General features: G+C 72.5%; 16 protein-coding genes and 1 pseudogene. 8 read left to right on the top strand and 9 right to left on the bottom strand.

Features of this window, described 5'->3' with window-relative positions:
* Entirely contained in the window at positions 1-435 is a 435-nt protein-coding gene (locus QF037_RS38725; protein WP_307033440.1) for a roadblock/LC7 domain-containing protein, read from the bottom strand.
* Positions 432-3,359: a nitrate- and nitrite sensing domain-containing protein gene (locus QF037_RS38720; protein WP_307033438.1), complete on the bottom strand. Its 2,928-nt coding sequence runs from the start codon at positions 3,357-3,359 to the stop codon at positions 432-434. The genes QF037_RS38725 and QF037_RS38720 overlap by 4 nt, the downstream gene beginning before the upstream one ends.
* A 419-nt stretch (positions 3,360-3,778) precedes the next feature.
* Between QF037_RS38720 and QF037_RS38715 the strand changes: the two genes are divergently transcribed.
* Complete coding sequence (locus QF037_RS38715; RefSeq protein ID WP_307037582.1) at positions 3,779-4,327, top strand: hypothetical protein; 549 nt, start codon at positions 3,779-3,781, stop codon at positions 4,325-4,327.
* A 33-nt stretch (positions 4,328-4,360) separates the two neighbouring features.
* Here the strand turns inward: QF037_RS38715 and QF037_RS38710 are convergent, their stop codons facing one another.
* From QF037_RS38710 to QF037_RS38695, 4 genes are all read right to left on the bottom strand, one after another.
* On the bottom strand, positions 4,361-9,016 hold the full coding sequence (locus QF037_RS38710; RefSeq protein ID WP_307033436.1) for a hypothetical protein: 4,656 nt from the start codon (positions 9,014-9,016) through the stop codon (positions 4,361-4,363).
* Positions 9,017-9,053: 37 nt separating this feature from the next.
* Positions 9,054-9,929, bottom strand: a complete 876-nt coding sequence (locus QF037_RS38705; protein ID WP_307033434.1) for a hypothetical protein — start codon at positions 9,927-9,929, stop codon at positions 9,054-9,056.
* Between the two features lie 31 nt (positions 9,930-9,960).
* Positions 9,961-11,487, bottom strand: a complete 1,527-nt coding sequence (locus QF037_RS38700; RefSeq protein WP_307033432.1) for a hypothetical protein — start codon at positions 11,485-11,487, stop codon at positions 9,961-9,963.
* A 77-nt stretch (positions 11,488-11,564) separates the two neighbouring features.
* Positions 11,565-12,260: a GntR family transcriptional regulator gene (locus QF037_RS38695; protein WP_307033430.1), complete on the bottom strand. Its 696-nt coding sequence runs from the start codon at positions 12,258-12,260 to the stop codon at positions 11,565-11,567.
* A gap of 130 nt (positions 12,261-12,390) precedes the next feature.
* Here QF037_RS38695 and QF037_RS38690 point away from each other — a divergent pair, with 130 nt between their 5' ends.
* The 5 genes from QF037_RS38690 to QF037_RS38670 are packed head-to-tail and all read left to right on the top strand — an operon-like array spanning position 12,391 to position 16,775.
* The gene (locus tag QF037_RS38690) at positions 12,391-13,686 is read left to right on the top strand and encodes an MFS transporter (RefSeq protein ID WP_307033428.1); all 1,296 of its coding nucleotides are present in this window, start codon (positions 12,391-12,393) and stop codon (positions 13,684-13,686) included.
* Positions 13,683-14,504, top strand: a complete 822-nt coding sequence (locus tag QF037_RS38685; protein WP_307033427.1) for a putative hydro-lyase — start codon at positions 13,683-13,685, stop codon at positions 14,502-14,504. Before QF037_RS38690 ends, QF037_RS38685 begins: the two co-directional genes overlap by 4 nt.
* A gap of 32 nt (positions 14,505-14,536) precedes the next feature.
* The gene (locus tag QF037_RS38680; RefSeq protein WP_307033425.1) at positions 14,537-15,295 is read left to right on the top strand and encodes a LamB/YcsF family protein; all 759 of its coding nucleotides are present in this window, start codon (positions 14,537-14,539) and stop codon (positions 15,293-15,295) included.
* Positions 15,292-15,909 (top strand): 5-oxoprolinase subunit PxpB, encoded by a 618-nt coding sequence (gene pxpB / locus QF037_RS38675; protein WP_307033423.1) that lies wholly within the window; start codon positions 15,292-15,294, stop codon positions 15,907-15,909. Before QF037_RS38680 ends, pxpB begins: the two co-directional genes overlap by 4 nt.
* A complete protein-coding gene (locus QF037_RS38670) occupies positions 15,906-16,775 on the top strand; it encodes a 5-oxoprolinase subunit C family protein (protein ID WP_307033421.1) in 870 nt (289 codons plus the stop codon). The genes pxpB and QF037_RS38670 overlap by 4 nt, the downstream gene beginning before the upstream one ends.
* A gap of 67 nt (positions 16,776-16,842) precedes the next feature.
* On the opposite strand, the pseudogene QF037_RS38665 reads toward QF037_RS38670, so the two are convergent.
* The 3 genes and pseudogenes from QF037_RS38665 to QF037_RS38655 all read right to left on the bottom strand — a co-directional run.
* Positions 16,843-17,042, bottom strand: a pseudogene (locus tag QF037_RS38665) (glycosyltransferase family 1 protein); the annotation flags it as partial.
* 141 nt (positions 17,043-17,183) lie between these two features.
* Entirely contained in the window at positions 17,184-18,602 is a 1,419-nt protein-coding gene (locus tag QF037_RS38660; RefSeq protein WP_307033419.1) for a HEAT repeat domain-containing protein, read from the bottom strand.
* Between the two features lie 300 nt (positions 18,603-18,902).
* A complete protein-coding gene (locus QF037_RS38655; RefSeq protein ID WP_307033417.1) occupies positions 18,903-19,295 on the bottom strand; it encodes an ankyrin repeat domain-containing protein in 393 nt (130 codons plus the stop codon).
* Positions 19,296-19,557: 262 nt separating this feature from the next.
* On the opposite strand from QF037_RS38655, the gene QF037_RS38650 reads away from it, so the two are divergent.
* Both QF037_RS38650 and QF037_RS38645 read left to right on the top strand, forming a co-directional pair.
* Positions 19,558-19,752: a hypothetical protein gene (locus QF037_RS38650; RefSeq protein ID WP_307033415.1), complete on the top strand. Its 195-nt coding sequence runs from the start codon at positions 19,558-19,560 to the stop codon at positions 19,750-19,752.
* 40 nt (positions 19,753-19,792) lie between these two features.
* The gene (locus QF037_RS38645) at positions 19,793-21,349 is read left to right on the top strand and encodes an ATP-binding cassette domain-containing protein (protein WP_307033414.1); all 1,557 of its coding nucleotides are present in this window, start codon (positions 19,793-19,795) and stop codon (positions 21,347-21,349) included.
* Positions 21,350-21,399: the final 50 nt, after the last annotated feature.

The raw sequence follows: 21,399 nt of genomic DNA, 5'->3' as shown, positions 1-21,399 counted from the left end.
CTACCCGCTCTGAGGCAGATCGGTGCGCGGAGTCGATGCCAGATGTACACCGACCCGCTTGACGAGGAGCGTCATCTCGTAGGCGACCAGGCCGACGTCGGAGTCCGCGTCGGACAGGACGGCGAGGCAGCTGCCGTCGCCGGCGGCCGTCACGAACAGGAAGGCGTCGTCGAGCTCGACGACCGTCTGGCGGACGTTGCCCGCCTCGAAGTGGCGGCCCACGCCCTTGGCGAGGCTGTGGAAGCCGGAGGCGACGGCGGCCAGGTGCTCGCCGTCCTCCCGCGTCAGGTCCTTGGAGACCCCCGTCGCCAGCCCGTCGCCGGAGAGCACGACGGCCTTGCGGATGCTTGCGACGCGGTCGACCAGGTCGTCCAGGAGCCAGTTGAGCTCGCCGGAGTTGGTTGTGCTGTGGCCGGTCGCCTTCGGTGCGGTCATCGACCGTCCCCCTTAGTTCCTCGTGGTGCTGTGCCGCTGTGGGTGTCATCGCCCGCGGCGTCGTTCTCCGCACGGCCGCGCTGCCAGCCGCGCTGGAGCGATGCCATACGGCTGCGTACCTGGTCGGCGTCCCGCTCGTCGACCCCCGTGCTGTCGTCGGTGCGGCGCCCGGCCGGACTCTGCTTCAGCTGCGGGGCCAGGTTGGCCTGGCGTACGCGGCGGGGCAGCGGGCCGGTGCCCGGGGCGGTCTCCCGCGGCGTGGCACCGCGTCCGATCGGCTGGGGCGTGGTCTCGGCACCGGTCTCCTGGGGCCCGGGGCGGGAGCCGGTCCGCTCCAGGGCGGCGCCGGGGCCGCTCCGGTGGGGTGCGACTCCCTCTGGAGCGGCCTTGAAGGGCTCGGCCGCCCCGCTCGACGCGATCTCGGCGCGCCGGGTGCGTCTGGGAAGGGCGGAAGCACCGTGCGGCGCTCCGCCGGGTTCGCGGCCCGTGGCCGTCGGGGCTTCGGCGCGCTGCTCGTCCCGGCGGTCGGCGACATCGGTGGCACGGCGCTGCGGCCCCGTGGTGCGCCTGCGGGCGGGCAGGGGCGGTGCCTCCTGGGGGAACGGCCGGTTGTTCGGGCCCGCGGAGGCCTCGTCGTCGCTCTGCTCCCGTTGCTCGGTCACCGGGCGGCCGTGCGAGCTGACCAGCTTGGGGGTGTGGCGGCGGGGCAGCGGCACCGGGGCGTTCTGGTCGTGGTCGGAGGCGTCGTGGCGGTCCTCGCCCGGGGTGGCGTCCGCGCGGACCAGGGAGCGGCGCGGGCGGAACAGTCCGCCGCGTTCGCTGTCCTCGTCGTCGAGCGCGCCGGGGAAGTCGTCGACGGCGTCCAGGTCGACGGGCGCCTCCAGCTCGACGGGGCCGTCCAGGAGCCCTCCCGTCAGGCCGGGCAGCGGCAGCGCCGCGTGGGCGAGCTGGGTCCGGCGGGCTTCCTCCAGCTCGGCCTCCTTGGAGGGCTGGGGGCGGTCCAGTCGGAAGCCGAGGCCGTTGGTGTCCGGGATGTCGTCCGTCAGCAGGGTGTTCGGGATGAACACGACGGCCGTCGTGCCGCCGTACGGCGACGGCTGGAGCGAGACCCGGACGTTCTGCCGCTGGGCGAGCCGGCTGACCACGAACAGGCCCAGCCGGTCGGTGTCGGACAGCTCGAACTCCGGTGTCTCCGCGAGCCGGAGGTTGGCGTCCAGGAGGGCGTCGGCCGCCATGCCGAGGCCGCGGTCGTGGATCTCCAGGGTGAAGCCGTTGGCGACGCGCTCGCCCAGCACCTGGACCGCGGTGTGAGGCGGGGAGAACACCGTGGCGTTCTCCAGGAGTTCGGCGACCAGGTGGGTGAGGTCCGCGACCGCCGGACCGGTGACGGCGACCCGCGGCAGCCGGCGGACCTCGATGCGCTCGTAGTCCTCGACCTCGGCGACGGCGGCGCGTACGACGTCCATGAGCTGGACGGGCTTGCGCCACTGCCGGGAGGGGGCGGCGCCGGAGAGGATCACGAGGCCCTCGGCATGGCGGCGCATACGGGTGGTCAGGTGGTCGAGGCGGAACAGGTCGGCGAGTTCGTCGGTGTCCTCGGTCCGGCGCTCCATGGTGTCGAGCAGGGTGAGCTGCTTGTGCAGGAGCACCTGGCTGCGGCGGGCGAGGTTCACGAAGACCTCGGAGACCCCGCCGCGGAGTTCGGCCTGCTTGACGGCGGCCTCGACGGCGGCGCGCTGCAGGGTGTTGAGGGCTTGGCCGACCTCGCCCATCTCGTTCTTGTCGTACTCCAGACGCGGGACCTCGGTCTCCACGTCGACCTGTTCGCCCGCGGACAGCCTGCGCATGACGCTCGGGAGCCGTACGCCGGACGCCTCGTGGGCCTCGAGGCGCAGCTGCCGCAGGTCGCGGATGAGACCGCGGCCGATACGCACGGAGAGGACGACCGAGAAGAGCAGGGCGAGCAGGCCGAGGACACCGGCGAAGGCCGCCTTGAGGATGACGCCCATCGCCACCGGCTGCACCCGGTCCTGATAGCGGTCGCCCGCCTGGTCGTTGAGGTTGGCGAGTTCTTCGAGCACGGTGGCGGCGGTGGCGTCCCAGCTCTTGGCGGTGATGAAACGGGGGGCGCCGGGCTCGGAGTCGACGACGATCTTCTCTGCGGAGCGCAGCGACGCGGTGGACGCGTTCTTCCAGAACCGGTCGTAGCGCTCGCGTTCCGCCGCGGGCAGCACCGGCAGGCTGATGTCGTACAGCACGGTGCGCTGCGCGATCAGGTCGGAGACCTCGCGGATCTCTCCGTGCGTCAGATCGCCGACCACGAGGGCGGAGCCGAGCAGGGCGTCCTCTCGGGAGAGGAGTTCACGAGCGCGGGTGATGTTGACGAGGGCGCGGGCCTGCTTGTCCATCTCCACGCTGTCCACCCCGTCGAGGGAGGCCAGCAGGGTGTAGCAGGGATCCACGAGGCGGTTGTAGCGCTCGAGGGCCTGGACCCGGTTCACCGCGTCTTCCTCGACGCTGCGGCGCAGGGAGTCGATGCCGTCGAAGGCGTCCAGTACAGCGGTGAGACGTTCCTCGTCGTCCTGGTCCATGCCGTCGCGGAGGTCGGGGTCCTTCGCGCTCTTACGGATCTTGGCGATGGCGTCGTCGGTGGCCGTGCGGGTCTCACGGAGCGAGGCGAGCGCGTCCGAGGCCCGTGGGTCGGCCAGATAGACGAGGGTCTGGCGGCGTTCCTGCTGGAGGACGCGGACGGTGTCCTCGGCGGGATAGCCGAGGTCCTCCACGACCGTCGACACGTGGAACAGCTGGGCGACCGCCCGTCCCGTGAGTACCGTGGCGAAGCCCCAGATCGCTGTCAGGGACACCAGCGGCACGAGAAGCAGCGCCACGATCTTCCGGCGGATCGACTTCCCGCGAAAGCGCATGGCCTCCCCCAGCTCGACCCCCGTCGGCCGGGGGTACACATGTACGTCAACAAACGGCGCGAGCCTACTACCGTCACGCAGTTAACTCGAAGACCCGTCCGGAAGGCGAACTTCCGCACCGGCGACGCGAGATGGTGAGTTGTCCGGGCATTGCGGGAGATTGCCTCCCCGAAACACGCCTCGACAGCTCGCACCGATCCGGCCGTGACGGCTGACCAGTTGGCCAGAATTTTTCGTTTCTTGGGAATCTTCAGAGCGTATCGTTCGTCCTTCTCTTCGGGAAATGGGTGCAGAATCGGCCACACGAGCCGCATCCCGCATCCGGGCGGCGTAAAACAGCGCAAGCCGGGCAGCCGCTGGGGAGACGTGTGTTCGCACACGGAGCATGGGGTCTGCCGGCGGTGGGGAGTGACACGGTGATGGGCACGGCGGAGCGGCAAGAGGCGCTCGTGGACGGCGCTGCGGCGCACTTGACGGAGCAGCGGAGTCCCGAGGCACTGGATCGCGACATTCCAGCGCACGAGGGCGGGACCCGGTCCGGGACCACCGAACATGCCCCGCCGGAAGAGGAGCCGTACTACCGGCCGTTGTGGATCGACGAGGCCGCGCCGCGGCGTCGGATGCCCGATCCCGTGCGCAGGTCGGCCGTGCGGGCGGTCCTGATCATCGCTGTGACGCTGATCCAGGCGATGGTGGCGTTCCTGTGCACACTGGCCGGATCCTGGCTGGCGTTCCCGATGGTCCTCAGCAGCGTGGCGAGCACCGTGGTGGCGACGTGGGGCGCCCTGGACATCTGGGTGACCCGTCAGGTGTGGAACCAGCGCAACGGCGTCGTGTCGGCCCCGAGCAGCACCGCCCGGGCCCTGCGGCGCGAGCGGCGCAGGGCCCGGCGCCAGGCGCGGTCCGCGGAGCGGGCACAGGCCCGGATACAGCGGCGGGGCGGCGCGGGGCAGTTGTCGCACTCCTGAGAGGCGACACCGGCCCACGCACCGGCCCTGCGCTCAGGACGTCGTCTGCGTCGGCCGCTTGAACATCCGTGTCGCCGTGATCTCGCTGTGGCCCGCTTCCTCCGACCGGGTCTGCTGCGGCAGTCCCGGGCGGAGGTGCTCCTCCACGCTGATGTACTTCAGGCCCGCCCTGAGGTCGGCGTCATTGCGCAACCTGATGACCAGCGGGAACTCAGCGAGTGCCGTGGTGTCGAACAGGCCCGTGGTGTACAGGAGTTGGACACCCAGGGCATCCGACACCGCCCGCTGGAGTTCCAGCAGATAGGTCGCGTTGGCTCGACCGATCGGGTTGTCCAGGAAGAGCGTGCCCGCGTGCCGGTGCTTGTCGCGGCCCCGGTCGTTCGACCGCAGCGCGGCCATGGTGCAGTACAGCGCGATGGCCGCCGTGAGCAGCTGGCCACCGGAGAACACATCGCCCATCTGCCCGACCGGCACGCGCTCGGCTCTCAGCACGGCGTCCGGCTTGAGGATCTCGACGGCGATCCCCTTGGGCTGCAGTGCGGCCCCGACTCCCCGCAGCAGCAGGGACATCCCGTCGCGCCGCAGGTCGGAGTTCTTCTTCACCGCCGCGCGCGTGGCCTCGTCGATGACCTCGCCCAGCCGCTCGGTCAGCGTCGCCTGGTCGGGCTCCTCGAAGCGGATCCGCAGGAACTCCTGCCCGGACCACTCGCCGAGCCCCTCGGGCAGCCGGGACAGCCGCTGAGCGGATCGCAGGGTCGCGAGCGCTGATTCGACGAGCCCGCGCAACCGGTCGACGATCGAGTCCCGGTTCCGCTCCAGCTGCGCCAACTCGTCGGTGAGGACCCGCAGTCGGGGCGCGAAGGCGTCCGCCCACTTCTGGGCGTGCTCCGGCAGCGCGGACGCGGGCAGCTCGCGGATCTGCTGACGCGCGGGGGTGCGGACCTGCTCGTACCGCGTGGAGTTGGCGTGACGGACGAGGATGTCACTCGCCTCGCGTACGGCGGTCTCGGCGGCGGACAGGTCGGCGGCGCAGCCACGCAGCGACCGGCGGGCCTCGGCGGCGGACTGACGGGCCTCCTCCGGACTGCCCGGGTACGGCTCCGGCTCCTCCTGATCCTCGTCGGGAGTGTGCTCGCGCAGCAGGTCGCGCAGCATCGCGGCGATCTCGTCGAAGCCGCCGGCCGCGTCCTCAGCGGCACGATGGGCGTCCAGGAGCTCGGTGTGCGCCTCCCTGGTCTGCGTCAACGCCTCGGTGCGGGAGGCGAGTTCGGCGGTCGCCGTGCGCAGCAGCGCCTGTGCGTGCTCGGCGTCCCGGGGCTCCAGCTCCTCGGACAGCTCGGTGTGCGCCTCACCGTCCTCGGGCGCGTGCCGCTCGGCCTCACCGCGCAACCGTCCGAGCTGCTCGCTCGCGGTGGACATCCGCGTCTCCAGAAGCTGCACCAGCTCCTCGGCGCGGGCGGCGGCGGCCTGCCGGGACGGGCCGTCGGAACCGTCGGGCGACTGCAGGAGCTGCTCCGCGCGGGTGCGGACCTTGTTGCTCAGCCGGTCCAGGTCGGCCAGCGCCGCGCTGGACTCGCTCTCCGCGCGGGCCTGCTCGGCCCGCAGGTCGGCGCCGACCCCGACCTTCTCGTACAGCTGCGAGGCGGCCCGATAGGCCTCCCTCAGGGCGGGCAGCGAGGCCTTCGGATCGTCGGCGCCACTCTCCGGCACGTCGTCGGGAGCGCCCGCGATCTCCGAGCGCTCGGCGCGCAGCGCACGCGCGGTGCGCCGGGCGTCGTCGGCGGCCCGCTGAGCGGCACGCCGGTCCTCGTCGGCGGCCCGAGCGCGCTCCAGGCAGGTCTGGGCACGGGTCTCCGACTCGGTGGCCTCATCGGCGAGTTCGCGCAGCTTGACCTGCCAGCCGGCCCGCTCACGCAGCCGGAAGGCGAGCCCCGCGAGGGCGTCGGCGGCACGCCGGGCCTTCTGAGCGGCCTCCTGGCGCTCGTCGCGCACCTGCACGGCCTCGGCCGCCGCCTCGTCGGCCTCGGCCCGCACAGTCCGCGCCTCGGCCAGCTCGGCCTCGGACTCCTCCGCGAACGCGTGCGTGTCGTGTGCGGTCTGCGCCAGCTCGACGAGCCGCCCGGCCGGACAGCCGGTACGCCAGGAGGCCAGCCGTGCGGCCAGTTCCCGGTCCTTGGCGAGCCGGGCCGCGAGGGAGCGGATCTCGTCGTCGCGCTCGGTCGCCCGGGCCCGCAGTGTCTGTCGCTCCTCGTCGGCGGCGTGCTCGTCGTGCATGGCCGGGTTCGGCGGTACGAGGAAGACGGCCTCGCTTCCGGTGCCGGGCGCCGGGGTCGGGGCGAGCAGGGCGGCGGCCGTGCCGACGGCGACGGCGGACCGCGGGAGCAGTGCCGCCTCGTTGAGCGTCTCGCGGGCCCGTGCGTGCGTGTCGGGGTCGGTGATGATCACGCCGTCGACGAGTTCGGGCCGGGCGGCCAGCACGCGTGCGTGGTCGGCGGGGTCGACGGCCTGGGCGAGGTAGCGCCAGCCGGGGAGCGCCGGAATGCCGTGCTCCCCGAGGAACTCCACGGTGGCCAGCACGTCCGGGCCCGGCGGCAGCAGTCCGCCGTCACCGAGGGCGCCGAGGATGCGGGAGTCGTCGGCGGCGGCGGTGCGCAGCTCGAAGAGGTGGCGCTCGGCGGCGGAGACGGCGTCGTCGAGCAGCTCACGCAACTCGTCGGCGAACCGGTCGAGTTCCTCGGGGGTGAGGGTCTCCTCGCCCCCGTCGCGCCCGGTCGGACCGTCTTTCTTCGCACCGTCGGCGCCCGTCCGCGGTACCGGCACTCCCCCGTGCCCGGTATCGGAGGCCCCGGTCAGGCTGAGCAGTTCCGCGAGTCGGGGCTCCGCCGCCAGCGCCTCGGCGAGCCGCTTCTCGGCCTCGTAGGACCGCTCGGCGGCCGTGGCCGCGTCCGCGGCACGTGCGGCCGTCAGCTCGGCGCGGGACTCCGCGGAGCCCGCTTCGCGCGCGTGCTCGCCGGCCCGGTGCGAGGCCTCGCGCGCGGCGTCCCAGGCGGCGACGGCCGTCTTCTCGGCGTCGCTGGCCGCGAGGGCCGCACGCGCCGGGTCGGCGTCGGGCGCGCTGTCGTCCAGCCAGCCGGCCCGTACGGCCTCGGTGGTCTCCTGCTCGACCTCGCTCAGCCGCTGCCGCAGATGCCCGACCTCGCTGCGGGCGCGCTGCGCCTCGGTGGCGGCGACGGTGGCGTCCCGGTGTGCGGCCTCGCCGACCTCCTGAAGGGCGGCGGACCGCTCCTCTCCCTCGTTGGCGAGGGTCTCGGCGCTCTCCGCGGCCGCGTGCAGGGCCCGTACGAGATCGACGGCGGCCCTGGCCCGGGCGGCCAGCGCGGGGGCCGCGTCCCGCTCGGCCTCCTGGATCGCGGCGGACACGCGGGCGACGCGGTCGGCGGCGGCGCGGTGTCGCAGTACGGCCTCGGCGGCCTGCCAGGCCGCGTGCAGGGTGCGGGCGTCGGCGAGTTCGCGTTTCTGCGCGGCGGCGGACTTCTCGGCGGCGGCGAGCGCCAGCGAGGCGTGCCGGAAGGCGAGTTCGGCCGCGATCAGCGCACTGCGCTCCCGCGAGCCCTCGGCGTGCGTGACCGCGTACGCGGCGGCCGTGACCCGCTGCGCGAGGTCGGCGGCGCGCACCCGCTCCCGGGCGCCGCGCGCGGAGAGCCTGCGGGCCAGCGTCCGCGTACGGCGTTCGGCACCGGTGTGGATGTCACGCGCGCGTGAGCGTGCCTCGGCGGCCTCGACGATGCGCCCGAGGAGGTCCACCGACCCGGCGGTGAAGTCCCGTTCGGCGATCAGCTCGGCCCGGCGGCCCAGCTTGTTGCCGAAGCCGCTGACGAGGTCGGCGAGCCCGTCGGTGTCCCGGGTGTCGGTCACGGCCCGCAGCAGCAGGTCGGTGAAGTCGGAGTCCTTCTTGACCGCGAAGAGGCCGGCGGCCTCACCCTCGTCGGCGTTCATCTCCCGCTGGTAGCGGAAGAGTTCGGGGTCGAGGCCGAGGTCGCCGAGGTGCTCGATCCAGCGGTCGTGGATCTCCTCCCAGTGCACCTCCAGATGCGGATACGCCTTGCCCGCCTCGGTGATGGCGTCCCGGAAGCCCTTCATGGTGCGGCGTCGGCCCAGCGCTCCGGAGACGCCCTCGACGGCCGGCCGTACGGCGGTGGACTCGGCGACGGGCAGGTTGTCCAGGGACAGTCCGGGCCCGGGCCGGAAGGAGTACCAGGCCTCGGCGAACTTCCGCGGGTCGTTGGAGACCTGCCGCCCCCGCCACTCGCTCACCTTGCCGACGACGACACACTCGCCGGTCAGCGTGTGCTGCCACTCCAGCGCGACGTGCCCGCAGTCGTCGGCGAGCAGGAACTTGCGCAGCACACCGGAGCTGGCGCCGCCGAGGGTGTTGCGGTGGCCCGGCAGCATGACGGAGAAGATCAGCTTGAGCAGTACGGACTTGCCGCCGCCGTTCTCCAGGAAGAGCACGCCGGCGGGCGCGGGGCGGCGCGGCGGGCCTACGGGCTCGTCTGCGAAGAACTCCGCCTGGGTGGGGGCGGGGTCGGGCACTTCCGCGCCGACGCCGCGCAGGTCAAGCACGGTGTCGGCATAGCGCGCACCGGCGGGGCCGATGGAGTAGAGGCGGACCCGGGACAGCTCGTACATGGCGGACTCTCGTAAGTCTTCGGCAGGAGGGGGGAGTTCAGGAGTGGAACGGCAGTCCGGCGTCGGCCACCAGCTCGTCGTGGGTGTCCTCGGCGGGCAGCAGCGTCGGTGTGCCGTCGGTGACCGGGACGACCCCCAGTTCCAGCAGTTCGGCCATGGCGGCGCTGCCGGCCATGTCCCGCACCTGGAGCTGGTAGCGGGCCGTCGTGCGGTACGTGCCGCCGTTGTCGTCGCCGGTGCGCTGGAGGAACCCGGAGTCGGTGAGGAAGGCGACGGCCTTGCCGACGATGCCGGTGGTGGAACCCGCGAGTCTGCGCGCGTCCTTCGTCGCACCGGTCGCGCTGCGTCTCACCCAGATCCGCCAGGCGGCCTCGAGACCGGGCGCGTCAGTGGCGGGGTCGGTGTTCTCGCCCAGTTCGTCGGCCCGCTCCTCCAGCCGCCGGCAGGCCTGCCGGACGAACGCGTCGACGCCGTTGACGCTCACCCGCCCGATGTACCCGTCGTCGGCGAGGTCCTCGGGCCGCGGGAACGCCATGGCGGCCACGGCGAGATGGGCCAGCCCGTGCAGGAAACGGTCCGAGCCGTCGGCGGACGTCCGTCGCGCGTAGTCGCCCATCCGCACGGCGAACACGGAGTCCTCGGCGGCGGTCACGGCCATCCCCGCGCGCGGGGAGACCTCCAGCACGACGAGCCCGAGCCCGGCGGCCACCGCGTCGGCGAGCCGCGCGAATGCCGGGTCCTCGCGGTGGCGCCGCAGCAGCTCGGTGTACTCCTGGTCCCGCGCGGGCTGCAGTTTCGGCTGCAGCCCGAAGGCGACCAGCCGAGCGGCGTCGGCGGCGTCGGCGGGCGTGACGGCGGCGGTGGTCGGCGCTGGTCCGGCTTCCGGCTCACTCCACTCGACGTGCTCGGTCACGGTCGGTCTCCTTGCTGCCCTGTCACTCGGCTCATGCTGCCTCTGTCCTGTCCGCGGCCATCCCCGCCGCGTCCAGCAGGGCCGTCCCCACGATCAGGTCGGCCCCGCCGAACTCGGGGTCGTCCAGCTCGGCCCCGTCGTCCACGGCGAACAACAACTTCTCCTCGCCCTGCCGGTACGCGGTCCCCACCGCCGGACTGGCCGCGTGAACGGCCAACAGGGCCACCAGATACGGCAGCTCGGGATCCTGCCGCCGAGCCTCCGCGAGCAGCCCCGACAGCCGCCGCGGCGCGTCGGCGGGAAGATCCAGCAGCTCCATCGCCGAGGCCAGCTGCTCCTCGCTGAACCGGCTGTCGTCCGGTGTGGCGATGAGGTCCGGCTCGGGCATCTCCGCACCGAGGTGCTCGCGCTCCACCGGCGGCGTCAGCAGTATGTCGACGAGGTCACTGACCCGTACCGACACCGGCGTACGCAGCCCGGTCCCTTGTGCGAAGAACGCGTCGGTGACCCGGACCGCCTGCTCCAGGGGCAGCGGGAGCACGGGAGCGACCAGATGCCCGTAGAGGTCGATCCCCGACGTCGTCATGGGTGTGGCGAAGGCCTGCCGGTCCTGCTCGGCGCGGAACAGCGGTCCCGCCTCCAGCAGCCGGGACTGGAGCTGCGTGTGGCGGCGGATGCAGTCCTTGACGATGTCGACCAGCTCGGCGGCCCGCCGCTTCTGCTCCGGGTCCTCGGACTCGTCCCGGGCCTTGCGGATGTTGGTGAGGATCGCGTTCTCGTGGCGGTAGCGGTCGGCGACGTGGTCGAGTGCCTCGGTGATCATGTCGGGCACGGCGTTGAGCCAGTCCACCGCGCGGACGTTGCGCCGGGTGGCGTCCAGGGCGCGGCGCAGCGTCTCCGAGTACTGCACGGTCCGGTACCGGGCCTGCTCGGCGGCGAGTTGGGCGTCGGCCAGGCGGCCGCGGCTGATCAGCACCTCCAGCTTGACCTCGGCGGCGATCTGGGCGCTGGTGACGTCGGTGTCGAGGGCGCCGACCAGGACGTTGACGGCCTCGTCCGTCGTGCGGAGATACACCGAGCCGCCGGGGCCGGGCACCTCCTCGATCAGCTTGAAGTCGTAGTCACGTCGGACATAGGTGCCGTCCGTCGCGAAAGTGCCGTAGACCGCCCGGAATCCACGGTCCACGCTGCCGACGTTGATCAGGTTCTCCAGGACCCAGCGGGCCACCCGCTCATGCTCGGCGACGGGCCGCTGCGGTGCCTGGGCGACGATGCGCGGGATGAGGCGGGCGACTATCTGGTCGTGGTCGGCGCCGGTGTCGAAGTCCATGTTCAGGGTGACCAGGTCGATGGCCGAGAGGGCCACCTCCGCCATGCCGTACACCGAGTACTCGCCCGCGAGGTTGGCCTTGCGTGCGTCGAGGTCGTGGAGCGGCGCGGTGCAGGCGAGAGCGCGCAGCCGCCGGGCCAGCCCCTCGTCGGCGGCCGGGCCCGGTGCCGGGCGCGGCCCCGCGCTGAGCTGGGGCGGAACGCTGTCCGTCGTTGCAGGCGAAGTCACGGTGCACAGACTAGGCCCTCGGTCTGACAACGGCCCAAACGTCACAGAAGCGACCCCGCGCCACCGCGACCGCGACGCTAACCGTCCTCGCCGACCCGTCGCCGGTACACCTCGACCACCCGCTCCAGCGAGTCGTCCAGGTACACGGCGAGCAGCTTCTCGGCCTCCTTGCGGTCCCCGGCCTGGAGGGCCCCGAGGATCTGGCGGTTGCGGGCCAGGTACGGCTCATGGAGCGCCTTCGGGTCGTCCACCACGTGGAAGGCGAGCCGCAGTTCAGCGAAGACGCTGCGCATCAGTTCATCGGTGCGCTCACTGCCCGCGAGCGCGACCAGCTCCCGGTGGAAGTGGATGTTGGCGGTGCCCAGCGCTTTCCAGTCACCTTCACGCACCGCCCGCTGCCCGGCGGCGACGGCCTCGGCGAGCCCGTCCTCGGCGTACGGCGGCTCACCCAGCCCGCGCACGACGGCGCACTCGACGAGGCGGCGGGTGCGGTAGATGTCCTCGACGTCCTCGACCGTCAGGACCCGCACGAAGACCCCCCGGTTCAACTCGTGGACGAGCAGGCGTTCGTGGGTGAGCAGGCGGAACGCCTCCCGCAGGGTGTTGCGGGACACCCCGAGCGCGCCTCCGATGCTGTCCTCCGACAGCCGGGTCCCGGGCGGGAAGTAGCCCTCGGCGATACGGCTTCTGAGGATGTCCGAGACCCGCTCCGCCGTGCTGGTGCGGCCCAGGAGGGCACGGTCGTCGGCCAGGCCGGTCAGCTGCTCTGCCATGCCCGGAATTCAACCGCAGACACGAGAACGAAACAACACGGGTATTGAAGGATCGTTGAACAATCCTCTACGTTACTGCTCACCGCACGGCTCAATCCCGCACCCTCCGTCCTCCCACTGCGAGGTGCACATGAGCACGACTCCCCCGCCACAGGCCCTGACCGCTCAGCCCACGACGACCGAACACCCCGCCGACGACGGGCCGTTGGGCTGGTTCCGCGCCCTCGGTCCGCGTGGCCGCCGCGCTTTCGCCGGCGCGTTCGGCGGCTATGCCCTCGACTCGTACGACTACTTCACGCTCCCGCTGAGCATGGTCGCGCTGGCCGCCTACTTCGGTCTGGACAGCGGCCAGACCGGCCTGTTCACCACCGTCACGCTGCTGGCCTCCGGGCTCGGCGGCGCCCTCGCGGGCGTGCTGGCCGACCGCGTCGGCCGGGTCCGGGCCCTGATGATCACGGTGATCACCTACGCGGTCTTCACCGTGGCCTGCGGCTTCGCGCCGAACTTCGAGTCACTGCTGGTCTTCCGTGCCCTCCAGGGGATCGGCTTCGGCGGCGAGTGGGCGGTCGGCGCGATCCTGGTCGCCGAGTACGCGAGCGCGAAACACCGGGGCCGCACGCTCGGCGCGATCCAGAGCTCGTGGGCCGTCGGCTGGGGCCTGGCCGTGATCGTGTACACGCTGGTCTTCTCGGTCTTCGACGACGACGTGGCCTGGCGCGTGATGTTCTGGACGGGCGCGCTGCCCGCGCTGCTCGTCGTCTGGATGCGCCGCCGGGTGCAGGACGCGCCCGAGGCCATCGCGGTCCGCGAGAAGAGCGGCGGGCAGACCTCCTTCACGGCGATCTTCAAGCCTGACCTGCTGCGTACGACGATCTTCGCGGGCCTGCTGTCCACCGGCGTCCAGGGCGGCTACTACACCCTCGCCACCTGGGTTCCGACATATCTGAAGAGCGACCGTGGCCTGTCGGTCGTCGGCACCGGCGGATACCTCACGTTCCTGATCTCCGGCGCCTTCCTCGGCTATCTCACGGGCGGTTACCTCACCGACCGTCTCGGCCGCCGCCGCAACATCTGGCTCTTCGCGCTCCTGTCGGCCGTCTGCATCCTGGCGTACGGCAACATCCCGGAGGGCTCCAACACCCTGCTCCTCGTGCTCGGCTTCCCGCTCGGGTTCTGCATGTCTGCGATCTTCAGCGGCTTCGGGTCGTTCCTGGCCGAGCTGTACCCGACGGCGGTGCGCGGCACGGGACAGGGGTTCACGTACAACGCCGGGCGCGCGGTGGGCGCAGTCTTCCCGACCACGGTCGGCTTCCTGGCCGACAGCTGGGGGGTCGGCGGTGCGCTGGTCTTCGGCGCGATCGGCTACGGCATCGCCGCACTGGCGCTCTTCGGCCTGCCGGAGACCCGCGGGAAGGAACTGGTGTGAACCGCACGGAGGACCGCCCCCTGACCCTCGTCGACGAGCACGCGCACGCGTGGAGCCCGCGCAACGCCCGGATGCGCTTCCGCGCGGGCCTGACCGGCCCCACCTCCGGGGTCGCGGCGGGCCACACCCAGGTCAACCTGATCTCGGTGCCCGCGGACTGGGCGTACGACATGCTGCTGTTCTGCCAGCGCAATCCGAAGCCGTGTCCGGTGCTCGACGTCACGGACGCCGGTTCCGCCACGACCGTCCTGGCCGACGGCGCCGACCTGCGCACCGATCTGCCGCGCTACCGGGTATGGCAGGACGGCAGGCTGGTGGACGAGCCGACCGACGTGCGCGCGCACTGGCGCGAGGACCTGGTGTCGTTCCTGATCGGCTGCAGCTTCACCTTCGAGTGGGCCTTGACCGAGGCCGGCGTCCCGATCCGCCATCTGGAGCAGGGCCGCAACGTCCCGATGTACGAGACCAGCTGGCAGTGCCGGCCGGCGGGACGCCTGCACGGCCCGATGGTGGTGTCGATGCGTCCCGTGCCGCCGGAGCACCTGTCGGCGGCGATCCGGGAGAGCAGTCTGCTCCCGGCGGTGCATGGCGGCCCCGTACACTGCGGCGACCCGTCGACCCTCGGCATCGATGACCTCGATCACCCCGACTTCGGGGACCCGGTGGACGTCGAGCCGGACGACATCCCGGTGTTCTGGGCCTGTGGAGTGACCCCGCAGGCCGCGGTGATGGCCTCGCGCCCGCCGTTCGCCATCACCCACGCGCCCGGCCAGATGTTCCTCACGGACGCCCGCGACCAGCAGTACCGAGTGGCCTGAGTAGTGGCCTCAGAAGGAGACTCGGAAGTTCCATGACCTCCATCGATCTGAACGCCGACCTCGGCGAGGGCTTCGGCCGCTGGGAGCTCACCGACGACGAACAGCTGCTGTCCGTCGTCACCAGCGCCAACGTGGCCTGCGGCTTCCATGCCGGGGACGCGGCGACCATGCGGCGGGTGTGCGAGCAGGCGGCCGAGCGCGGCGTACGGATCGGCGCCCAGGTCTCCTACCGGGACCTGGCCGGGTTCGGGCGGCGCGCGATGGATGTGCCGCCCGACGAACTGGCGGCCGAGGTGGCCTACCAGATCGGTGCCCTGGAGGTCTTCGCGCGCGCGGCGGGCACGCGCGTGTCGTACGTCAAGCCGCACGGCGCGCTCTACAACCGCGTCGTGCACGACGGCGAGCAGGCCGGCGCGGTCGTCGACGGTGTGCTCCTCGCGGACGCGACCCTGCCCGTCCTCGGCCTGCCGGGCTCGCGTCTGCTGGACCTGGCCGCGAAGGCGGGCCTGCCGACGGTCACGGAGGCGTTCGCGGACCGCGCGTACACCGACGGCGGCACGCTCGTGCCGCGCGGCCAGGAGGGCGCGGTCGTCACCGACCCGGACACCGTCGTGGAGCGCTCGCTGGGCCTGGCCCGGGACGGCGTGGTCACCGCGCACTCCGGCACACGCATCGAGGTGCGGGCACGCTCGCTGTGCCTGCACGGGGACACCCCGGGCGCCGTGGAGCTGGCCCGCCGGGTCCGGGAGCGGCTGACGGCGTCGGGCATCCTCGTGGCGGCCTTCGCATGAGGGCGCTGCCGGTCGGCGACGACGCGCTGCTCGTCGAGGTCTCCTCGGGCGAGGAGGCGCAGTCGCTGCACGCGGAGCTGCTGCGCCGCCGCGCGGAGGGCTCCCTGACGGTGGCCGAGATCGTCCCCGCGGCCCGCACGGTCCTCCTGGACGGCCTGGCCGAGCCGGCCCGGCTGGCCTCCGAACTGACCGCCTCCGCCGTACCGCCGTCGCCCCCACGCGCGCGTGACGTCGTCGAACTCCCCGTGCGCTACGACGGTCCGGACCTGGCCGACGTGGCCGCGCACTGGGGCGTCACACCGCACGAGGTGGCCCGCATCCACGCGGCCACCGAGTTCACCGTCGCGTTCTGCGGGTTCGCCCCCGGCTTCGGCTACCTCACGGGCCTTCCGCAGGAGTACGACGTCCCGCGCAGAGCGACCCCGCGCACGGCCGTCCCGTCCGGTTCGGTGGCTCTGGCGGGCCCGTACACGGGCGTGTATCCGCGCTCGTCGCCGGGTGGCTGGCAGCTGATCGGCACGACGGACACGGTTCTGTGGGACCACGCGCGCGTGCCGGCGGCACTGCTGTCACCGGGCACGCGCGTGAGGTTCGTACCGGTGGGCGCGGCATGACGGACCGCGCACTCGTCGTCGTACGGTCCGGGGCGCTGACCACCGTGCAGGACCTGGGCCGTCCGGGCCACGCCCACCTGGGCGTACCCCGCTCGGGGGCCCTGGACGGCCCCGCCGCGGCCCTCGTCAACCGCCTGGTCGGCAACGCGCGAGGCGCGGCCGTCCTGGAGACCACCCTCAACGGCTGTGCCGTACGCCCCCGTTCGGCGGTCCTCGTGGCCGTCGGCGGCGCCCCCTGCCCGGTGACGGTGGACGGCCGTCCGGTCGCCTGGGGGGCTCCGGTACCGGTGCCCGCGGGCGCCCTCCTGGACGTCGGTACGGCCGTCGCCGGTCTGCGGACCTATGTGGCCGTCTCCGGCGGCATCACCGTCGACCCGGTCCTCGGCAGCCGCTCCACGGACCTCCTGTCGGGTCTCGGCCCGCCCCCGCTCACGGTCGGCGCGGTCCTCCCCCTGGGCGCCCCGACCCACCTCCACGCACGCGTGGACGCCGCCCCGCAGCCGGCGCCTCCCGCGGAGCTGGTCCTGCACGTGACGCGAGGCCCGCGCCACGACTGGTTCACACCGGAGGCGCTGCGCACCTTCACGTCCCGCACCTACCGGGTGTCCTCCGCGAGCAACCGCATCGGGCTACGGACGGAAGGGCCGGCACTGGAGCGTGCCGTCCCGGGCGAACTCCCGAGTGAAGGCATGGTGCTGGGCGCGATCCAGGTCCCACCGGACGGCCGCCCGGTGGTGTTCCTGGCGGACCACCCGACAACGGGGGGGTACCCGGTGATCGCGGTGGTCCGCACGGCCGATCTCCCGGCGGCCGCTCAAGCGGTACCAGGCACTCCGGTGCGCTTCCTGGAAGTACGCCGCCGCTGACCGCTCAGGGGCGCGGGGCGCTCACGCCGCCTCCGGCGCCCGTTCCGGCGCTGGACGGGGCGAGGGTGAGGTGCGCGGCGGCGGCCACGCCGCGGACGCCGAGGACGAAGGAACTGGCGGGGACACGGACGAGGGGGCAGGGCGCGAGAGTGTCCGCGCCGGGCCCGCTGGCGGCCGCGGTGGCCGGTGCGACGACGAGCGGAGAGTGACCGCGATCTACGCGAGGTGCCGGGCGGTCCGAAGCGCGCAGTGGGCCACGCCGCTCACATCGGAACGTGCTCGCGTCGACGTCGATCTTCCGGGACGAGGAACGTCCCATGAGCGTTGCCTCGCACCCCGTGCAGGTCAGGCCGTGTCCATGCGCGCCTGACCCGCGGGGCGCCCCGAGTGCACCCTGAGGGCAGGCCTTCACATCATGGTGGCGTCCGGTCCGATCCGGCTGCGTACGGCTGTCTGGACCTCGGCTTCCTCGGCCGGATCGGCGGCGAGGCGGCGGAGCTGTTCGACGACCCGGGCGTCACCGGTCTCGGCGTGCCGGGCGGCGATCTCGCGGGTGGTCTCCTCGCAGTCCCAGAGGCATTCGACGGCGAAGCCGGTGGGGTAGGAGGGGTCGGTGGCGGCGAGGGCCCGGGCGGCCCGGCCGCGCAGCTGGGAGGAGGCCGTCTCCCGGTAGATGTGGCGGAGCACGGGTGCGGCGCAGGCGATGCCGAGCCGTCCGGTGCCGTCGACGAGGGTCCACAGGGTCGGTGCGTCCGGCCCTTCGCCTCGTACCGCCTCGCGCAGGGCCGCGAGCACCAGGTCCGTGTCCTGCGTTCCGCCCCGGCAGGCGAGCATGCGCCCGGCGGCGGCGCCCAGCGGATCGGGCCGGTGGACCCAGCCGCGGGCCCGATCGACGGCGGCGACACTGCGCATCCGTTCGAAGGCGTCGACGGCGGCCTCCACGACCGGCGCCGATCCGGTGACCACGGCCGCCTCGATGAGATCGAGAGCCTTCGGATCACTGCTGTCGGCGAGGTAGCGCAGCGCGGTGCAGCGGGCGCCCTCGGTGCCGTCCACGGCGGCGGCGACGATCTCGGTCCGGTCCTCCGGGCCCGCGACGGCCATGAGGCAGCGGGCGGCGGGCACATGGCGGGCGGCGCCGCGTTCGATGCCCTGCTCGGCCCACTCGAAGACCGCCTGCACGCTCCACCCCGGGCGGGGCCCGCTGGGTCGCATCTGGCGTTGCCAGCGGTCGAAACAGCCGGTCTCCTGGGCGGCACGCACGCGTGTGGCGATGGATTCGCGCGGATCCTCCGCCCACAGCCGCCATGGCCGTGGTTCGAAGGCGTCGCGCACGGTGGCGGCCAGCTCGGCCTCGCCCTCGGCGTCGGTGCCGAAGCGGGCCAGCACGGGGGCGGCCAGGGCGCGCAGCCCGGCGTCGTCGTCCCTGAGCGCGAGCTCGTCCAGGGCCCAGGCCCAGTTGGAGCCCGAGGCGGCGTACCTGCGCAGCAGTTCGAGCGCGTCCCGCCTGCCGTATGAGGCGAGATGCCCGAGGACCGCCAGGGCGAGCCCGGTGCGGGACTCCTCGTCGTCGAAGTGGTCCTCGACGTCGAAGAGATGGGTCTCGATCTCGTCCAGCTCGCCGCTCAGATCGAGGTAGAGACGGGCGTAGTAAAGGGAGCGGTTCTCCACCTGCCAGTCGTGGCGGGGATCCCGCAGCACGCAGTGGTTCAGAGCCGCGAGCGCCTCGGCGCGCGGTGCGGTGAGCGCATGCAGTGTTCCGTCGCCGCGGCCCCTCTGGAGGAGGCCGAGCAGCGTACCGCTGGGCGCTATGACCGGTTCGAACATGGGAAACAGCCTCACATCAAGCGTCGACGCAACCGGGATCTTGCTTTACCTGGCCGCGTGACAACACGTCGGGGCGCCCGCCGTTTCCTGCTTGCTGTAGACCATCTTCCTCTGCCTCTCGTCGGTGGCCCATGCGGACCGCATCACGGCCCGCGCGGTGCGGCAACACCTGCCCGGCCATCGCGTCCGTGATTCACGACGTCATGATGACTCGGCACTCACATCTGCCGCGACCGAAATTTCGGCGGCCCTGTACCGCCTCCCCCGTTTTCCGTGTTTTTACTGGTCAGAACATCCGGGTCAGTGTGCGCCGAACAAGTCGAGCAGTTCCGTCTTGGCGAACATCCGAGCGGTGTCGAGCGCCGACGGGGTCCCCGCGGCCGGGTCGGCACCGCTCTCCAGAAGAGCCTTGATGACGTCCGCCTCACCCTTGAAGACGGCCCCCGCGAGCGGGGTCTGGCCTCGGTCGTTGATCCGGTCGGCCTCGGCACCCCGGGCAAGCAGCGCCCGGACCGCGTCGGCGTGGCCGTGATAGGCGGCGAGCATCACGAGGGAGTCGCCACGGTCGTTGGTGAGGTTGGCCGGAACACCCGCGTCGACGTACGCCACGAGCGCCTCGGTCTGACCCCGGCGGGCCAGATCGAAGATCTTGGTCGCCAGCTCCACGACCTCGGGGTCGGGGGCTTCAGTCATCGGCCGGACCGCCTCTCATACAACCGTTCAGGTGAATCGCCAGGGTACTGGCTCGCGCGGCACATGACCCGATGTGCCGGAGGTAAAGATCACCACTGACCCGGTCGGACGCAAGTCCCCTGCCCATCCGGCCGAAGCCGACCCCGCTGAGCGAGTGAAATCAATAGAAATTCACCCAGTTGCACCTTTTATCGTATGGATACATGCTGTGAGCCTGGAAGTACTCATGGTGACTGTCCCCACCTGAACCAGGAGCACCCACATGATCTTCTCCATCTCGGGCGTCGTGCTGCTCGGCATCGTCGTCTTCATCTTCTTCCGCAAGGACGGCCTCAAGGCGTCGCACGCCCTGGTCGCCGTCCTGTTCGGCTTCTACCTGGCAAGCACGGCCATCGCCCCCAGCATCAAGGCGGGCGGCGAGAGCCTCGCGAGCCTCCTCGGCGGCATCAAGTTCTGACGCCGTTCCTCCCGTCCGTACGCACCTCCAGGAGACAGCAGTGGCCCGGCGCCCCCTCCCCCGCATCCTGAGCACAGGCAGCGCGCAGATCGCCCGGAGCCGGGAGCTGGCCCGGACGGCGGCCGACAGCGCCACCGACGTCCTCCACCCGCTGATCACGATCACTCGCGGTCTGCGCCGGCTGGCTTCGGCCGGGTGGCGCAGGTGGGCCGACACCCCCAAGGACAAGCGCGGGCCGCTGCTTTTCCTGGTGGCCTCGGTCGTCCTGGTCGTGGCGCTCGTGCCGTACGGGCCGCTGCTCGCCGTCATCACCCTGATGGCGGCGGCAGCCTGGCAGGGCCGGGACCGCACCCCAGCGGCCCCGGACGGCCCCGACGAGTCGCAGACACAACGCCTGCGGTCTCTGTACGAGGCTCTGGTGCCGTACTTCTCGACCGCCGAGGACCCGGATCCCCTCTTCACCCACGGCGGCGAGTGGGACAAGGCGTTCCCGATGTACGAGTTCGACGAGACGGGGCGGATCACCCAGCTCGTGATCCGCTACCCCGCGTACTTCACGGACGGCGAGGCCGACTCCCGCGCGCGGATCGAGCAATTGCTGCACGCCAAGTCGGGCCGCGGCCGTGAGTACCGCTTCGCATGGGACGAGGAGGGCAACCAGCTCTCCGTCACCGTCCTGCCGCCGCTGCCGACCGACATCGCCGCCCAGCGTTTCGTCACGTCCCCCGGCGAGACGGTCCTGGGCTTCACCGATCCCACCGAGGTCCGGCGCACGCTCCCGCTCACCTACGGCGAGGAGCAGCGCGACGTCCCCCCGGTCGTCTGGCGCACCGGCGCCCGCTCCACCGAGCCGCATCTGCTGGTCATGGGCCAGCCGGGCAGCGGCACCTCGACCCTGCTGCGCTCCATCGCGCTCCAGGCGCTCCTTCACGGCGACGTGGTGATCATCGAGGGCGGCGGCACCGGGGAATACACCTGCCTCACGGGCCGGGACGGCGTCCTGGCGGTCGAGTGCGGGCTGACCGGGGCGCTGGCGAGCCTGGAGTGGGCCGCCACCGAGACGGAGCGGCGCCTGATCGCCATGAACCGGGCGCGCCAGGCGGGCCACCAGCCACCGGACGACACGAAGCGTCCGCTGTGGATCCTCCTGGACCGCCCGAGCGCGTTCACCCACCTGGCCGCCGCCGACGGCCATCGCGACCCGCAGTCCCTCCTCCAGGTCCCCCTGCGGCACGGCCGGGCGGCGGGTGTCACCGTGGTCGTGGCCGACCAGTTCGACAGCGTTGACGCGCTGAGCGACGCGGTACGCCAGCACACACGCGCGCGGGTCGTCCTGGGCCCGGCGACGCCGGAGCAGCTGGCCGCGGTCCTGGGCGCTCCCCCGCACACGACTCCGCCCGCCGACGTCCCGCCCGGCCGTGGATACGCCCGCCTGGGCACAGGGCCGGTCCATCGCCTTCAGGTACCGGCGACACCCGACCCGCACGACGAGGAGACGAGCGACACGGCCCGGCGGGCGGTGCTGGCGTTGCTGCCGCCGCTGACGACGCCGGCGGATTCGGTCCCCGTGGAAGCGGTGGTCGCCGACGCGCCGTAGGAGGTTGCGCCAGTCGTGCGACTGCGGGTGCGTGGGCTGATCGCGCCCAC

This window comes from Streptomyces canus (assembly GCF_030815415.1).
GTDB lineage: Bacteria > Actinomycetota > Actinomycetes > Streptomycetales > Streptomycetaceae > Streptomyces > Streptomyces canus_F.
This window is presented reverse-complemented; position numbering and strand designations above follow the sequence as displayed.

Excerpts from the sequence above, each read along its gene's own strand:
- QF037_RS38725 (WP_307033440.1), bottom strand. The coding sequence starts at position 435 with ATGACCGCACCGAAGGCGACCGGCCACAGCACAACCAACTCCGGCGAG.
- QF037_RS38720 (WP_307033438.1), bottom strand. The coding sequence starts at position 3,359 with ATGCGCTTTCGCGGGAAGTCGATCCGCCGGAAGATCGTGGCGCTGCTT.
- QF037_RS38715 (WP_307037582.1), top strand. The coding sequence starts at position 3,779 with ATGGGCACGGCGGAGCGGCAAGAGGCGCTCGTGGACGGCGCTGCGGCG.
- QF037_RS38710 (WP_307033436.1), bottom strand. The coding sequence starts at position 9,016 with ATGTACGAGCTGTCCCGGGTCCGCCTCTACTCCATCGGCCCCGCCGGT.
- QF037_RS38695 (WP_307033430.1), bottom strand. The coding sequence starts at position 12,260 with ATGGCAGAGCAGCTGACCGGCCTGGCCGACGACCGTGCCCTCCTGGGC.
- QF037_RS38690 (WP_307033428.1), top strand. The coding sequence starts at position 12,391 with ATGAGCACGACTCCCCCGCCACAGGCCCTGACCGCTCAGCCCACGACG.
- QF037_RS38680 (WP_307033425.1), top strand. The coding sequence starts at position 14,537 with ATGACCTCCATCGATCTGAACGCCGACCTCGGCGAGGGCTTCGGCCGC.
- pxpB (WP_307033423.1), top strand. The coding sequence starts at position 15,292 with ATGAGGGCGCTGCCGGTCGGCGACGACGCGCTGCTCGTCGAGGTCTCC.
- QF037_RS38670 (WP_307033421.1), top strand. The coding sequence starts at position 15,906 with ATGACGGACCGCGCACTCGTCGTCGTACGGTCCGGGGCGCTGACCACC.
- QF037_RS38660 (WP_307033419.1), bottom strand. The coding sequence starts at position 18,602 with ATGTTCGAACCGGTCATAGCGCCCAGCGGTACGCTGCTCGGCCTCCTC.
- QF037_RS38655 (WP_307033417.1), bottom strand. The coding sequence starts at position 19,295 with ATGACTGAAGCCCCCGACCCCGAGGTCGTGGAGCTGGCGACCAAGATC.
- QF037_RS38650 (WP_307033415.1), top strand. The coding sequence starts at position 19,558 with ATGATCTTCTCCATCTCGGGCGTCGTGCTGCTCGGCATCGTCGTCTTC.